The organism is Acidovorax sp. CF316 (genome assembly GCF_000276605.1).
Classification (GTDB): domain Bacteria; phylum Pseudomonadota; class Gammaproteobacteria; order Burkholderiales; family Burkholderiaceae_C; genus Acidovorax.
This window is the reverse complement of the sequence record NZ_AKJX01000298.1, coordinates 1-13594: the sequence shown is the minus strand read 5'-3', so window position 1 is coordinate 13594 and position 13594 is coordinate 1. Positions and strand designations below refer to the sequence as shown.

Below are 13594 nucleotides of genomic sequence, written 5' to 3'. Positions count from 1 at the left end.
GGTCGCCTTTTCTTGGCCTACGTTCTTTTGGCGAAGCAAAAGAAGGTAGGTGCGCCGCCGGGCGCACATCCCGGCTCCCGCCCTTGGAAGAGGCATGCGGCATGCCCCGTAAACGGATCAGATATCGTCAAGCAAAGCATAAGGCAACGGCTGCAGCGTGAGTGCCACCCCCCCTGGAGCACCCACTTGCAGCAAGCCTTCAGCCGCAGAAATCTGCATCGAAACAATCAGATCAAAACCACCCCCAGGCGCCGCAGCCACCTGCACCACCATCCCGCAAGGCTGCTCCAGATCCCCAGCCGCAAACACCTCAGCCCCTACAGCCACCTCGCGGTCGGCATGCGCGATGTAGGCCCGCCGCTTGAGCGTGCCGCGGAACTGGCTGCGCGCCACCACCTCCTGGCCGGGGTAGCAGCCCTTCTTGAAGTTCACGCCGCCGACCGATTCGTAATTGAGCATCTGCGGCACGAATTCTTCGAACAGCGGCTGGGTCAAGGTGGGCACGCCGCTTTGCACCTCGCTCCACTGCCACAGGGCGGGGTCGAGCGCCGGGCCTGCGGGAGCGGGCTCCGAGGAGGGCGCCACCCACAGGGCGCGCGGCTGGTCGGCCGCGGGGTAGAGGTGGACCACGCTGGCGGAGCCGAGCTCGGCCTTGGTCCAGGCGGGCGCTGCGGCGCCAGCCACGGACGCCACGGTATCGCCCGCCAGGCCATACAGGGCAAAGTCGGCCGATGCATCGGTCAATTTCGCCTTGGCGCGCAGCACGAACATGGACAGGCGCTTGAGCGTGGTGGCCAGCAGGTCCTGGCTGATCACGAGCAGCACTTCGGTGGCGCTGCGCTTGAAGCCGACCATACTGGCCTGCATGCGGCCCTTGGCCGAGAGGAAAGCCGACAGGCGCGCCTGGTCTGGTCCCAGCAGCGCATAGTCCTGGGTGAGCTGGCCATGGAGGAACTTGGCGGCGTCTTCGCCTTCCACGCGGATCACGCCAAGGTGGGACAGGGGGGCAATGCCATTCAGGAGAAGCTGGGTCATGGCTGAATTATGATCCCCGCTCCCTTTATCTACAGGCAGCAGGGTTGTGCGACGCTTACTGGTTTTTGTTGTGGTGCTGCTGATCGCTGCGGGTGGCGTCGGCTTCTGGTGGCTGCACCAGCCCCTGCCCATGGTTGGCAATGAGCCGCTGGAGCTGGCCATCGAGCCCGGCACCACGCCGCGTGGCGTGGCCCGTGACGTGGTGGCCGCGGGCGTGCGCACCGACCCGCAGTTCCTCTATGCCTGGTTCCGTGTTTCGGGGCAGGACCGGCTGATCAAGGCCGGCAACTACGAGATCCCGCCCGGCACCACGCCGCGCGGCCTGCTGGCCAAGCTGGTGCGGGGCGAGGAGGCCCTGCGCGCGCTGACGCTGGTGGAGGGCTGGAGCTTCCGCCAGGTGCGCCAGGCGCTGGCCGGTGACGACCAGCTCAAACCCGACTCCAGGGGCCTGACCGACGAGGCGCTGATGGCGCAGCTGGGCCGCCCCGGCGTCGCGCCCGAGGGGCGCTTCTTCCCCGACACCTACACCTATGCCAAGGGATCGAGCGACCTGGCGGTGCTGCGCCGTGCCCTGCACGCCATGGACCGCAAGCTCGAAGCCGCCTGGAGCCAGCGCTCGGTCGACACCCCGCTCAAGTCGGCCGACGAGGCGCTGGTCCTGGCCAGCATCGTGGAAAAGGAAACCGGCCGCGCCAGCGACCGGGCCCAGATCGCCGGCGTGTTCGTGAACCGCCTGCGCGTGGGCATGCTGCTGCAGACCGATCCCACGGTGATCTACGGCCTGGGCGAGAAGTTCGATGGCAACCTGCGCCGGCGCGACCTGCTGGCCGACACGCCCTGGAACACCTACACCCGTGCCGGCCTGCCGCCCACGCCCATCGCCATGCCGGGCAAGGCCTCGCTGCTGGCCGCCGTGCAGCCCGAGCGCACCAAGGCCCTGTACTTCGTGGCCAAGGGGGACGGCACCAGCCACTTCAGCGCCTCGCTCGACGAGCACAACCGGGCCGTCAACCGCTACCAGCGTGGGCAGTCCCAATAAGCTGGCTGGCTGCATACTCTCTTTCTCTCCGGACCAGGTTTCTCCAAAAGGTTTTCATGTCACGACCCGGCCTCTTCATCACCTTTGAAGGCATCGACGGTGCCGGCAAGTCCTCGCACATCGAAGGGCTGGCCACGGCGTTCCGCGCGCAGGGCCGCACTGTGACGGTGAGCCGCGAGCCCGGCGGCACGCCGCTGGCCGAAAAGCTGCGCCAGATGGTGCTCAACGACGCCATGGACCCGCTGACCGAGTCGTTGCTGATCTTTGCCGCCCGCCGCGACCACCTGTGCAACGTGATCGAGCCGGCCCTGGCCCGGGGCGACGTGGTGCTGTGCGATCGCTTCACCGACGCCACCTTTGCCTACCAGGGGGCAGGGCGGGGCTTCGATCTCATGACCCTGTCCACCCTGGAGCGCATGGCCCAGGGCGGGCTGGTGCCGGGTGCCGGTGCCGGCACCCTGCGCAACCCGGACCTGACCGTGTGGTTCGACCTGGCGCCTGAAGTGGCGGCCGAGCGCCTGGCGGGCGCGCGCGTGCCCGACAGGTTCGAGGCGCAGCCTGTGGAGTTCTTCCGGCGCGTGGCACAGGGCTATGCCGACCGCGCCGCCGTAGAGCCTGCACGCTTTGCTCGGCTCGATGCCGCGCAGGACCGCCACCGCGTGTGGCAGCAGCTCACCAGCGTGTTCGTACGCAAGGGCTGGCTGTCCATCATGGTGCCCACGCCCAAGGACCTGGCATGAGCGAGGCTGGCACGACACCTCCCCCGCTGGCACCCTGGATCGCCGCGCAGCGCAGCACCCTTCTGGCCCAGCGTGGCCATGCCTGGCTGCTGCAGGGCCCCTCCGGCCTGGGCCAGTACGCACTGGGCCTGGAGATGGTGCGGGCCTGGCTGTGCGACCGGCCTACCGCCGACGGCGCCTGCGGCCAGTGCGGCAGCTGCCACGCCATCGAGGTGCGCACCCATGCCGACCTGTGCGTATTGATGCCCGAAGTGCAGATGATGGCCCTGGGCTGGCCGCTGTCCGAGAAGGCACAGGCCGACATCGACGACAAGAAGCGCAAGGCCAGCAAGGAAATCCGTGTGGAGGCCATGCGCGATGCGGTGGAATTCTCGCAGCGCACCTCCGCCCGGGGACGCGGCAAGGCGGTGCTGGTGTACCCGGCCGAGCAGATGAACCACATCACGGCCAACGCCCTGCTCAAGACGCTGGAGGAGCCACCGGGCGATGTGCGCTTCGTGCTGGCCAGCGAGGCCGCGCATCAGTTGCTGCCCACCATCCGCAGCCGCTGCCTGGGCCACACCATGGTCTGGCCGGCCGAGGCCGAGATGCTGGCCTGGCTCAAGGGCCAGGGCATCGCGGCCGATGCAGCGCCGGCCTTTCTGCGCGCTTCGGGCGGCAGGCCAGACGATGCACTGGCACTGGCCCGATCGGGCCGCAGCCCGCAGGCCTGGGCCCTGTTGCCGCAGGCCGTGGCGCGCGGCGATGCCACGGCGCTGGGCGACTGGTCGCCCGCCCAGGTGATCGACGCACTGCAAAAGCTCTGCCACGACCTGCTGGCCGCCAGCGTGGGCGCCGCGCCGCGCTACTTTGCCCCGGCCGACCTGCCCAGGCCGCCGCCGCTCGGGCCGCTGACACGCTGGTCCAAGGCCCTGGCCAAGGCGGCACGCACGGCCGATCACCCCTTCAATGCGGGCCTGATGCTGGAGGCGCTTGTCGCACAGGCGCGAAACACCCTACACTCCAAGCACTGAAGCCGTCCCATCCACCATGAGCAGTCCATCCACCGCACCCCGCCCCAGCGTCATGCAGCTGGCCATCAAGGAAAAGGCGGCCTTGTATGCGGCCTATATTCCCTTTTTCGTCGAAGGGGGCATCTTTGTGCCCACCCAGCGGGACTACAAGCTCGGCGACGATGTGTACGTGCTGCTGACTCTGCCCGACGATACCCAGCGTTACCCGGTGGCCGGCCGTGTGGCCTGGGTCACGCCGGCGCGTGCCGCAGGCAACCGCACCCAGGGCGTGGGCATTCAGTTCCCCAAGGACGAGAAGTCGCGCCAGCTCAAGCTCAAGATCGAGGAACTGCTGGGAACTTCACTGAGTTCGGACCGTCCGACACAGACTATCTAAGACCCTGTTTGCGCCATATGCCGACCCGCGCAGGCTGGTCGGCTTTTTCCATTTTGAAACCACATGTTCGTTGATTCGCATTGCCACCTCACCTACCCCGGACTGGTGGACCAGCTTCCGGCCATCCGCCAGGCCATGGCCGAGGCCTCGGTGGACCGGGCCCTGTGCATCTGCACTACCATGGAGGAGTTCGGCGACGTGCATGCGCTGGCACTGGCGCATGGCAACTTCTGGAGCACCGTGGGCGTGCACCCCGACAACGAGGGGGTGACCGAGCCCTCGGTGCAGGACCTGCTGGACCGTGCGGCCCTGCCGCGCGTGGTGGCCATCGGCGAGACGGGCCTGGACTACTACGGCATGGAAGACCGCAAGGGCGGGCGCAGCATTGCGGACCTGGAATGGCAGCGCGAGCGCTTTCGCACCCATATCCGCGCCGCGCGCGCCTGCGCCAAGCCGCTGGTGATCCATACCCGCAGTGCATCGGACGATACGCTGGCCATCCTCAAGGAGGAGGGCGAGGACGGTGCTGGCAACCTGGCCGGCGGCGTGTTCCACTGCTTCACCGAATCCATGCAGGTGGCGCGGGCCGCGCTGGACCTGGGCTACTACATCTCCTTCTCGGGCATCATCACCTTCAAGACGGCGCAGGAGCTGCGCGACGTGGTGGCCTTCGTGCCGCTGGACCGCATGCTGATCGAGACCGACAGCCCCTACCTGGCGCCCGTGCCCTACCGCGGCAAGACCAACAGCCCCGCCTACGTGCCCCACGTGGCCAAACAGGTGGCGCAGACCCGCGGCATGGCCGTGGAGGAGGTGGCCGAGGCCACCAGCCGCAATTTCGAAGCATTGTTCAAGGGAGTGACAGCATGAGCAAGCACAGCACGCTGCGCCGCCGCACGGCGCTGTTGGGGGCTTTGGCCCTGGCGGCCGGCGCCACGGGCGCATGGGCGGGGTCCTACGAGGACTTCTTCTCGGCCGTGGAGCGTGACGACGCCGACGAGGTGAATGGACTGCTGCGCCGCGGCTTTGACCCCAATATCCGCGACCCCAAGGGCCAGGTGGGCCTGACGCTGGCGATCCAGGGTGAGTCGCTCAAGGTGTTTGCCGCCCTCATGGCCAACCGGCGCTTGAAGGTGGAAGTGCGCAACCGCGATGACGAAAGCCCGCTGATGCTGGCGGCCCTCAAGGGCAATGTCGATGCCGCCAAGGCCCTGATCGCCCGCGATGCGGATGTGAACAAGGAAGGCTGGGCGCCCCTTCACTACGCGGCCTCGGGCGTGAAACAGGAGCATGTGCGCATCATCGCCATGCTGCTGGAGAACCATGCCTACATCGATGCGACCTCGCCCAACGGTACCACGCCGCTGATGATGGCCGCGCAGTATGGCTCCAACGATGCCGTGCAACTGCTGCTGAGCGAGGGGGCCGACCCCACGCTCAAGAACCAGCTGGGCCTGACCGCCGTCGATTTTGCGATGCGCGTGAGCCGCACCGAGGCGGCCGAGAAGATCGCCACCGCCATCCGCCGCCGCCAGCCCAACGCGGGCAAGTGGTGATATCCGTCGTCTAGACGCCTGCGGTTTCGTTTGCCGCCGGTGGCCTGGCCGCCGTGGCGGGGCGGCTCTGCAGGCGTGCGTACAAGCCGCCTGCGGCCATCAGCTGGGCGTGTGTGCCTTGCTCCACGATGCGGCCCTGTTCCATGACGACCACGCGGTCGGCATGTTCGATGGTGGACAGGCGGTGGGCGATCACCAGCGTGGTGCGGCCCTGCATCAGCCGGTTCAGCGCATCCTGCACCAGGCGCTCGGATTCCGTGTCCAGCGCCGAAGTGGCTTCGTCCAGGATCAGGATGGGTGCATCCTTGTAGAGAGCGCGCGCAATGGCCAGGCGCTGGCGCTGCCCGCCCGAGAGCTGCGTGGCGTTGTGCCCCACCACCGTGTGGATCCCCTGGGCCAGCGATGCCACATGGTCCGCCAGGTTGGCGGCAGCCAGACAGGCCTGCACCTTGGCATCGTCCACCGCATGGCCCAGCGCCACGTTGGCGGCGATGGTGTCGTTGAACATTGTCACGTCCTGGCTGACCAGGGCAATCTGGCTGCGCAGCGCCGGAAGGTCCCAGTCCTGCACGGCGTGGCCGTCCAGCAGCACCTGCCCCGACGAGGTCGGGATGAAGCGCGGCAACAGGTTCACCAGCGTGGTCTTGCCGGCGCCCGAGGGGCCCACCAGCGCCACGATCTCGCCGGGGGCCACGGTCAGGCTCACGCCGTCGAGCGCCGGTGCATTGTCGGTGCCGAAGGAGACGGACACGCCACGCAGCTCCAGCGCACCCTGGGCCCGGTCTGTGCGGTAGCTGCCGCCTTGCTCGGCGCCCGTATCGCCCAGCAGGGACAGGCCGCGCTCCAGCGCCGCCACGCCGCGCGTGATGGGGTTGGCCACGTCGGCCAGGCGGCGGATGGGGGCGATCAGCATCAGCATGGCGGTGATGAACGAGACGAAGCCGCCCACCGTCACGTCCTTGGCATCGAGCGTGCCACGGCTTTGCCACAGCGCGATGCAGATCACCACCGACAGTGCCGCGGCTGCCAGCAACTGCGTGAGCGGCGTCATGGCGGCCGAGGCGATGGTGGATTTGATGGCCAGGCCGCGCAGGCTCTGGCTCAGGCGGCCAAAGCGTGTGGACTGCCCTTCCTGCGCGCCATGCAGGCGCACCATGCGGTGGGCCAGCACGTTCTCTTCGACCACATAGGCGAGCTCATCGGTGGCCTGCTGGCTGCTCTTGGTCAGGGTGTACAGGCGGCGTGAAAGGGTCTTCATGATCCACGCGACGCCAGGCACCACCACCGCCACGATGAGCGTGAGCTGCCAGTTCAGGTACAGCAGGTAGCCCAGCAGGGCGAGCAGCGTGAAGCCGTCGCGCGACAGGCCGAGCAGGGCCTGCACCAGCAAGGTGGCGCCGGTCTGCACCTCGTAGACCACGGTGTTGGACAGGGCGCTGGCCGATTGGCGCGAGAACAGCCCCATCTCGGCTGCCAGCACACGGTCGAACAGCGCACGGCGCAGCAGCAGCATGCCTTCGTTGGCGATGCGCGCCAGCGCGTACTGCCCCACGAACTGCGCCAGGCCGCGCACCAGGAACACCCCCATGATGGCCAGGGGCACCGCCCACAGCGGCAAGGTGCCCTGGGTGAAGCCGCGGTCCAGCAGGGGTTGCAGCAGAGCCGGGATCAGCGGTTCGGTGGCGGCGCCCACCAGCGTGGCCGCGATGGCCAAGCCCCAAGCCAGCCGCTGGTTGCCAAAATACACGGAAAGCCGCGCCAGGCGCGCGGTGAGGGTGGGGACAGGCGGGGCGGGCGGCGCTGCGGGGCCCGTGGCGCTAGGGTCAATGGCTTGCATGTGCCCCGGATTCTAAGGTGCCAGGCATCGGCGCACCGCGCCAGTGCTGAGCTGGCGTCCATGCTGCGCTGCAGCGATTGACCACAAGGCCTTGCACAGTTTGTCACAGCGGGTCTTCCCCAGTGTGTAACATTGGCGTTGCCAACCGGCATTTGTTCGGCTACTGCGGCTGCTAATGACCACAGATCACAACACCAACACATCCCTCAAAGCGGCCTTGCCGCATCCCATGCGCCGCCATATCCTGGCGGCCGCCCTTGCATCCACCGCCTCCTTGCCCGCCCTCGCGCAGTTCCGCGTGGAGGTCACGGGCGTGGGCCTGACCCAGCTGCCGATTGCCATCGCCCCTTTCCGTGGCGAAGCGCAGGCGCCGCAGAAGATCGGCGCCATCGTGCAGGCCGATCTGGAGCGCAGCGGCCAGTTCCGCGCGGTGGACACGGCAGGCGTGGTGCTCGATGAGACATCGCGTCCCGACGTGGCCCTGTGGCGCCAGAAGACCGCCGATTCGCTGGTCACCGGCAGCGTGACGCGCACGCCCGATGGCCGCTACGATGTGCGCTTTCGCCTGTGGGATGTGGTCAAGGGCCAGGACCTGGGCGGCCAGAGCTTCGCCGTGTCCCAGGCCGACCTGCGGCTGGTGGCGCACCGCATCGCCGATTTCATCTACGAAAAACTCACCGGCGAGCGCGGGGTCTTCTCTACCCGCATCGTCTACGTCACCAAGACAGGCAACCGCTACAGCCTGTGGGTGGCCGATGCCGATGGCGAGAATGCGCAATCGGCCCTGTCCAGCCCCGAACCCATCATCTCGCCGGCCTGGTCGCCCAACGGCGGGCAGATCGCCTACGTGTCGTTCGAGTCGCGCAAGCCCGTGGTCTACGTGCACCAGGTCGCCTCGGCCCAGCGCCGGCTGGTGGCCAATTTCCGCGGTTCCAACAGCGCACCGGCCTGGTCACCCGACGGTCGCAACCTGGCCGTGACGCTGAGCCGCGATGGTGGCTCGCAGCTGTACCTGATCGACGCGAACGGCGGCGAGCCCAAGCGCCTGATGCAAAGCACCGGCATCGACACCGAACCGATGTTCTCTGCCGATGGCCGCAGCATCTACTTCGTGAGCGACCGCGGCGGTGCGCCGCAGGTCTACCGCGTGCCCGCGGGCGGCGGCAGTGCCGAGCGCGTCACCTTCACGGGGTCCTACAACATCTCGCCGAGCATCAGCCCCGATGGCAAGTGGTTGGCCTACATTTCCCGCGTGGGCGGCGCCTTCAAACTGCATGTGATGGACTTGGCCTCAGGCACCGTCAACGCCATCACCGACACCTCGGCCGACGAAAACCCCAGCTTTGCACCCAACAGCCGCCTCATCGTCTATGCCACGCAGCAGCAGGGCCGCGAGGCGCTCATGACCACCACGTTGGACGGAAAGATCAAGGCGCGCCTGGCCGGCCAGCCTGGAGACATCCGCGAGCCCGATTGGGGCCCGTTCCAGAAGCAATGAACTTTTCAGCACTTTTCACAATCTAGTTTCCAGGAGAATTTTGGATGAACATCAAACTCAAGCGCATTACCCTAGCCCTCGCCATCACTGCCCTGGTGGCAGGCTGCAGCTCCGGCGTCAAGCTCGACGACGTGCCGGTGGAAGACAAGACGGCCAGCGCCGGCATGGGCACCGGCAACACCGGCGCCAACACGGGCAGCACCGGCCAGAGCACCGTGGCTCCCCTGGACCTGACCGGTTCGGGCGCCAATGCGCAAGGCCCCGTGGGCGTGGCCCGCATCGTCTACTTCGATTACGACAGCTACGTCATCAAGTCCGAGTTCCAGTCGCTGCTCGAAGCCCATTCGCGCTTCATCAAGGCCAACAATGGCCGCAAGGTCATGATCGAAGGCCACACCGATGACCGCGGCGGCCGCGAGTACAACCTGGCCCTGGGTCAAAAGCGCGCCGAAGCCGTGCGCCGTTCGCTGGCCCTGCTGGGCGTGCCGGATTCCCAGGTCGAGGCCGTAAGCTTCGGCAAGGAAAAGCCTGCTGCGCCTGGTAATAGCGAAGATGCGCACGCCCAGAACCGCCGCGCCGAGCTGTCGTACCGTTGATGCCCGGATTTCGCCTTTCATCCCCATCCCTGCGGTCCATGGCCGCGGGCTTGGCGCTGGCCTGCGTGGCCCTGCCTGGCGCGCATGCGGCCATTTTCGAGGATGGCGAGGCGCGCCGCGCCATCCTGGAAGTGCGCCAGCGTGTCGATGCGCTGCAGCAGTCCCAACAGCGCACGGCCGACGAACTGCGCCGGGCCAATGAGGACAGCGCACAGCTGCGCCGGGCCTTGCTGGAGCTGCAGACCCAGATCGAGACGCTGCGCAGCGAGAACGCCCGCCTGCAGGGCCAGAATGAACAGTTGACGCGCGAGGTGGGTGAACTGCAGCGCCGGCAGAAGGACATCGCCCAGGGCGTGGACGAGCGCCTGCGCCAGTTCGAGCCGGTCAAGGTCACGGTGGATGGGCTGGAGTTCCAGGCCGATGCGGCCGAGAAGAAGGACTTCGAAGCCGCGCTGGCCATCTTTCGCGCTGGCAAGTTCCCCGAGGCCAACCAGGCCTTTGGCAACCTGATCCGCCAGTACCCGCGCAGCGGCTACGTGCCTTCGGCCCGCTTCTGGCTGGGCAACGGCCAGTATGCGGCCCGCGACTACAAGGAAGCGATCAACAACTTCAAGGGCCTGTTGGCCGAGGCGCCCACGCACGCGCGTGCACCGGAAGCCGCCCTGTCGATCGCCAATTGCCAAGTGGAATTGAAGGACGCCAAGGCCGCGCGCAAGACGCTGGAAGACCTGGCCCGGGCCTATCCCCAGTCCGAGGCGGCCATGGCCGCCAAGGAACGCCTGGCACGGATGAAGTGACCACGGTAGCCCCAACCCCCGAGGTGAAGGAACTGCTGGTCGGTAGCGAAACGGCTCCCGTGCCCATGGTTCCCTTTGCCGATGACGTGACTGATGAGGTCACGCAGCGGCGCTTCGGCGGGCTCGAGCGCCTGTACGGCGTGGAAGGTGCCAGGCGCATCCGTGCCTCGCACGTGGTGGTCGTGGGCATCGGCGGCGTGGGCTCCTGGTCTGCCGAGGCGCTGGCCCGCAGTGGTGTGTCGCGCCTCACGCTGGTGGATCTGGACCATGTGTCCGAGTCCAACATCAACCGCCAGATCCACGCCCTGTCCACCACGGTGGGGCAGGCCAAGATCGAAGCCATGCGCGACCGCATCGCGCTGATCAATCCCGAGTGCGACGTGCGCTGCATCGACGAATTCGTGGAGCCGGGCAACTGGCCCCAGCTGCTTGGCAGTGACCCGGTGGATGCGGTGATCGACGCCTGCGACCAGATCAAGGCCAAGACCGCCATGGCAGTGTGGGCCCGCGCCACCGGCGGCCATGCCTTCATCAGTGTGGGCGCGGCCGGCGGCAAGCGCCAGGCGCACAAGGTGGACATCGACGATTTGTCCGCCACCACGCACGACCCCTTGCTCGCGCAGCTGCGTTACCAGTTGCGCAAGCACCATGGCGCCCCGCGCGAGGGCCGCAAGATCGGCATCGCTTGCGTCTTCAGCCGCGAAGCCGTGGCCCAGCCCGATGCCTCGTGCGCGATCGAAGCCGGCGGCGATGGCTCGCTCAACTGCCATGGCTACGGCTCGGTCGTGGCCGTCACGGCCACCTTCGGCCAGTGTGCTGCCGGCTGGGTGATCGATCGCCTGGCAGCCGGGTCGCAAAAACCGCCAAAAATCAAGCTATAATCTTAGGCTTTGCAGCATCTGCGGTTCAGAAACGGATCACAAATGTTGCAATGTTGGGACGTTAGCTCAGTTGGTAGAGCAGCGGACTTTTAATCCGTTTGTCGTGGGTTCGACCCCCGCACGTCCCACCAAGATATGCAAGGCGCTGCAGCTCTCAAGGCTGTGGCGCTTTTTGCTTTGTGCCCTCGGCGGGGTGGCTCAGCCGCCTTGGCGGGCCGACAGCCACGCCAGCAATTCCCCTCGGTCCTGCACGCCCAGGCTGTTGTAGAGCTGGCGGCGGTGGTAGACCACGGTGTTGGCGCTGATGTCCATGCGCACCGCCACCTGGGACTCCGGCAGCCCAAGCGCCAGCCAGTACGCGAGCTCCTGCTGGCGCTGCGACAGCCCCTGGGTCTGCAGCACGGCCTGCAGGCGTGCCTCCCGCGGCATGCTCTGCGTGATGTGGATCCCCACTGCCTGGCCCATGCCCGTGGCGGCCTTCATGGGTGTCGCACGCACCGAAAAATGGCCGTGCACCGTGCGCAGCTCCCTGGTGGGCAGTCCCGGGAGGTGTTGCGCTTGCATGCGCTGCAGCAGTTCGTGCAGTTCCTGGGGCAGCCCTGCGCCGCGCCGCCAGCGCCAGCCGAAGGCCAGGGGCAGGAGGGCCTCGGCTTCGGGCGACAGCCACAGCACCCGCCCCCGGGGCGTGGTGATGAGCATGCCCTGGCTGTGCGCCTCGCCGGTTCCGGCACCCATCTTGCTGGTTTGCAGGATGTGCGCCAGACAGGGCTCCAGCCGCGCCAGCACCGCAGCGTCGCCGGGCCCGAAGGCCGGCGATGCCGCTTCTCGGTAGAACTTGAGCGTGCCTATCCCTTTGCCGTCGGGTGTGCGCAGTACCAGGCTCATGCAGTCCACCGTCCCCATGGGCCGCATCACCACGTTGTAGAAGTCGCTGCGCTGCAACTCCGGCATCGGTACGCGCACGAGCTGTTCGAGCAGTTGAGGCCCTCGTTCGTGCCGCACCGCTTCGCCAAAGTCACGCGAGCTGCGCACCAGCACCTGGCGCTCGCTGCGCAGAATGCGCGCATCAAAGTAGTCGGCCACCACCGACTGAGCGGCCGGCACCTCCATGTGCACCGCCAGCTCGCCTCCATCCGCAGGGTACACATACGCACTGGAGTCGAAGCCGAGAACACCGTGCAGCGTCTCCAGCAGGGGGACGACCATGGGCGGCCCGCCCGCTTCCATGCGGGTCATGTGCTGCAAGCGCGCAAGGGCTTGCTGGGTGGAGCGGGGCGAGGGCATGGCGGCTGCGGTCCGGTGAAGCGGTGACGGGAACAAGACCCCGAATCTAGGGGCCGGGCCGCGCAGGGTCAACACACCGGCGCAACACCCTATCCGCCGAGGGTGGGGTGCGCGCGGCTGCGGGCCTGTAGCCTGCGCCCCGATGAACACCTGGCTCAACCAGCACCGCGCAAGCCTTGCCCGCCGGCTGCTTTCGCTGGGCTGCCGGTCCGGGTGTCTGCCCATTTCTTTTTCCCCAATCCACCAAGGAGTTTTCCCATGCCCACCCTTGCTGCTGCGGCCTGTGGCCGCGCCCTGAGAACCGGCTTGCGACGCTGGCTGGCCGCTTCGTTCTTGCTGTTTGGCGCCAGCCAGGCCATGGCGCAGCCGCAGTGCGCGCCCGGCCAGTGGCTGGCCGAGTACTTTCCCAACATCCACCTGTCCGGTGCCCCCGCGCTGCAGCGCTGTGAAGCCGGCTCCATCGACCACTACTGGACGGGCCCGAACGGCAGCCCCGACCCGGCCCGCCTGCCGGTGGACGGGTTCTCGGCGCGCTGGACCGCGACGCTTTCGTTCCCCGCAGGCGCGACCCGGTTCATCACCTTCACCGACGATGGCGTGCGCGTGCTGGTCGATGGCCAGCGTGTGATCGACAACTGGACCCGGCATGGCATCACCATGGACAGCGCCACGGTGCCCCTGGCGGCAGGCCCGCACACGGTGCGCATGGAGTATTTCGAGGCGGGCGGCGAAGGTCTCGCGCAACTGGTCATGGAGAACACGCATCCGGCACCGCCGGTGCCGCCGAACATCCTGTCTTTCGTGGCGCAGCCGGGCGCCATCGACCTGGGTGGCAGCAGCACCCTGGCCTGGAACGTGGACAACGCCACGGGCTGCACGGCATCGGGTGGATGGAGCGGTGAGCGGCCTGCCAGTGGCAGGGCCAGCGGCCGCCCCGGCGCC

The 13594-nt window shown here is 67.7% G+C and carries 14 protein-coding genes and 1 tRNA gene; 12 read left to right on the top strand and 3 right to left on the bottom strand.

Going from position 1 to position 13594, the window contains the following annotated elements:
• Positions 1–117: 117 nt before the first annotated feature.
• Entirely contained in the window at positions 118–1035 is a 918-nt protein-coding gene (locus PMI14_RS32940; protein ID WP_007862110.1) for a folate-binding protein YgfZ, read from the bottom strand.
• A gap of 46 nt (positions 1036–1081) precedes the next feature.
• On the opposite strand from PMI14_RS32940, the gene mltG reads away from it, so the two are divergent.
• From mltG to PMI14_RS32910, 6 genes are all read left to right on the top strand, one after another.
• A complete protein-coding gene (gene mltG, locus PMI14_RS32935) occupies positions 1082–2074 on the top strand; it encodes an endolytic transglycosylase MltG (protein ID WP_007862108.1) in 993 nt (330 codons plus the stop codon).
• A gap of 56 nt (positions 2075–2130) precedes the next feature.
• Entirely contained in the window at positions 2131–2814 is a 684-nt protein-coding gene (gene tmk / locus PMI14_RS32930; RefSeq protein WP_007862102.1) for a dTMP kinase, read from the top strand.
• The gene (locus PMI14_RS32925) at positions 2811–3827 is read left to right on the top strand and encodes a DNA polymerase III subunit delta' (RefSeq protein ID WP_007862100.1); all 1017 of its coding nucleotides are present in this window, start codon (positions 2811–2813) and stop codon (positions 3825–3827) included. Before tmk ends, PMI14_RS32925 begins: the two co-directional genes overlap by 4 nt.
• Positions 3828–3843: 16 nt before the next feature.
• The gene (locus PMI14_RS32920; protein ID WP_007862098.1) at positions 3844–4203 is read left to right on the top strand and encodes a PilZ domain-containing protein; all 360 of its coding nucleotides are present in this window, start codon (positions 3844–3846) and stop codon (positions 4201–4203) included.
• A gap of 63 nt (positions 4204–4266) precedes the next feature.
• Positions 4267–5073: a TatD family hydrolase gene (locus tag PMI14_RS32915; protein ID WP_007862096.1), complete on the top strand. Its 807-nt coding sequence runs from the start codon at positions 4267–4269 to the stop codon at positions 5071–5073.
• Positions 5070–5759: an ankyrin repeat domain-containing protein gene (locus PMI14_RS32910; protein WP_007862094.1), complete on the top strand. Its 690-nt coding sequence runs from the start codon at positions 5070–5072 to the stop codon at positions 5757–5759. Before PMI14_RS32915 ends, PMI14_RS32910 begins: the two co-directional genes overlap by 4 nt.
• Before the next feature lie 10 nt (positions 5760–5769).
• On the opposite strand, the gene msbA is transcribed toward PMI14_RS32910, so the two are convergent.
• The gene (gene msbA / locus PMI14_RS32905; protein WP_007862092.1) at positions 5770–7596 is read right to left on the bottom strand and encodes a lipid A export permease/ATP-binding protein MsbA; all 1827 of its coding nucleotides are present in this window, start codon (positions 7594–7596) and stop codon (positions 5770–5772) included.
• A gap of 229 nt (positions 7597–7825) precedes the next feature.
• On the opposite strand from msbA, the gene tolB reads away from it, so the two are divergent.
• The 5 genes from tolB to PMI14_RS32880 all read left to right on the top strand — a co-directional run bounded on the left by tolB (position 7826) and on the right by PMI14_RS32880 (position 11499).
• Entirely contained in the window at positions 7826–9094 is a 1269-nt protein-coding gene (gene tolB / locus PMI14_RS32900) for a Tol-Pal system beta propeller repeat protein TolB (protein WP_007862090.1), read from the top strand.
• Positions 9095–9138: 44 nt separating this feature from the next.
• The gene (gene pal, locus PMI14_RS32895; RefSeq protein WP_007862087.1) at positions 9139–9690 is read left to right on the top strand and encodes a peptidoglycan-associated lipoprotein Pal; all 552 of its coding nucleotides are present in this window, start codon (positions 9139–9141) and stop codon (positions 9688–9690) included.
• Between the two features lie 38 nt (positions 9691–9728).
• Positions 9729–10487 (top strand): tol-pal system protein YbgF, encoded by a 759-nt coding sequence (gene ybgF / locus PMI14_RS32890; RefSeq protein WP_007862085.1) that lies wholly within the window; start codon positions 9729–9731, stop codon positions 10485–10487.
• A gap of 65 nt (positions 10488–10552) precedes the next feature.
• A complete protein-coding gene (locus tag PMI14_RS32885) occupies positions 10553–11368 on the top strand; it encodes a ThiF family adenylyltransferase (RefSeq protein WP_052024574.1) in 816 nt (271 codons plus the stop codon).
• Positions 11369–11423: 55 nt separating this feature from the next.
• Positions 11424–11499, top strand: a tRNA-Lys gene (locus tag PMI14_RS32880).
• A gap of 67 nt (positions 11500–11566) precedes the next feature.
• Here PMI14_RS32880 and PMI14_RS32875 read toward each other — a convergent pair.
• Positions 11567–12652 carry a LuxR C-terminal-related transcriptional regulator gene (locus PMI14_RS32875; protein WP_007862078.1) on the bottom strand — a complete coding sequence of 362 codons (1086 nt, stop codon included), beginning with the start codon at positions 12650–12652 and terminating at the stop codon, positions 11567–11569.
• 258 nt (positions 12653–12910) lie between these two features.
• Here PMI14_RS32875 and PMI14_RS32870 point away from each other — a divergent pair.
• Positions 12911–13594: PA14 domain-containing protein (locus PMI14_RS32870; protein ID WP_007862072.1), on the top strand; the 684-nt coding region annotated here is incomplete at its 3' end.

Bases quoted from the DNA above. Each gene is read 5' to 3' on its own strand.
- tmk (WP_007862102.1), top strand. From the start codon at position 2,131: ATGTCACGACCCGGCCTCTTCATCACCTTTGAAGGCATCGACGGTGCC.
- PMI14_RS32910 (WP_007862094.1), top strand. From the start codon at position 5,070: ATGAGCAAGCACAGCACGCTGCGCCGCCGCACGGCGCTGTTGGGGGCT.
- msbA (WP_007862092.1), bottom strand. From the start codon at position 7,596: ATGCAAGCCATTGACCCTAGCGCCACGGGCCCCGCAGCGCCGCCCGCC.
- ybgF (WP_007862085.1), top strand. From the start codon at position 9,729: ATGGCCGCGGGCTTGGCGCTGGCCTGCGTGGCCCTGCCTGGCGCGCAT.
- PMI14_RS32885 (WP_052024574.1), top strand. From the start codon at position 10,553: ATGGTTCCCTTTGCCGATGACGTGACTGATGAGGTCACGCAGCGGCGC.
- PMI14_RS32875 (WP_007862078.1), bottom strand. From the start codon at position 12,652: ATGCCCTCGCCCCGCTCCACCCAGCAAGCCCTTGCGCGCTTGCAGCAC.
- tolB (WP_007862090.1), top strand. From the start codon at position 7,826: ATGCGCCGCCATATCCTGGCGGCCGCCCTTGCATCCACCGCCTCCTTG.
- pal (WP_007862087.1), top strand. From the start codon at position 9,139: ATGAACATCAAACTCAAGCGCATTACCCTAGCCCTCGCCATCACTGCC.
- PMI14_RS32920 (WP_007862098.1), top strand. From the start codon at position 3,844: ATGAGCAGTCCATCCACCGCACCCCGCCCCAGCGTCATGCAGCTGGCC.
- PMI14_RS32915 (WP_007862096.1), top strand. From the start codon at position 4,267: ATGTTCGTTGATTCGCATTGCCACCTCACCTACCCCGGACTGGTGGAC.
- PMI14_RS32925 (WP_007862100.1), top strand. From the start codon at position 2,811: ATGAGCGAGGCTGGCACGACACCTCCCCCGCTGGCACCCTGGATCGCC.
- PMI14_RS32940 (WP_007862110.1), bottom strand. From the start codon at position 1,035: ATGACCCAGCTTCTCCTGAATGGCATTGCCCCCCTGTCCCACCTTGGC.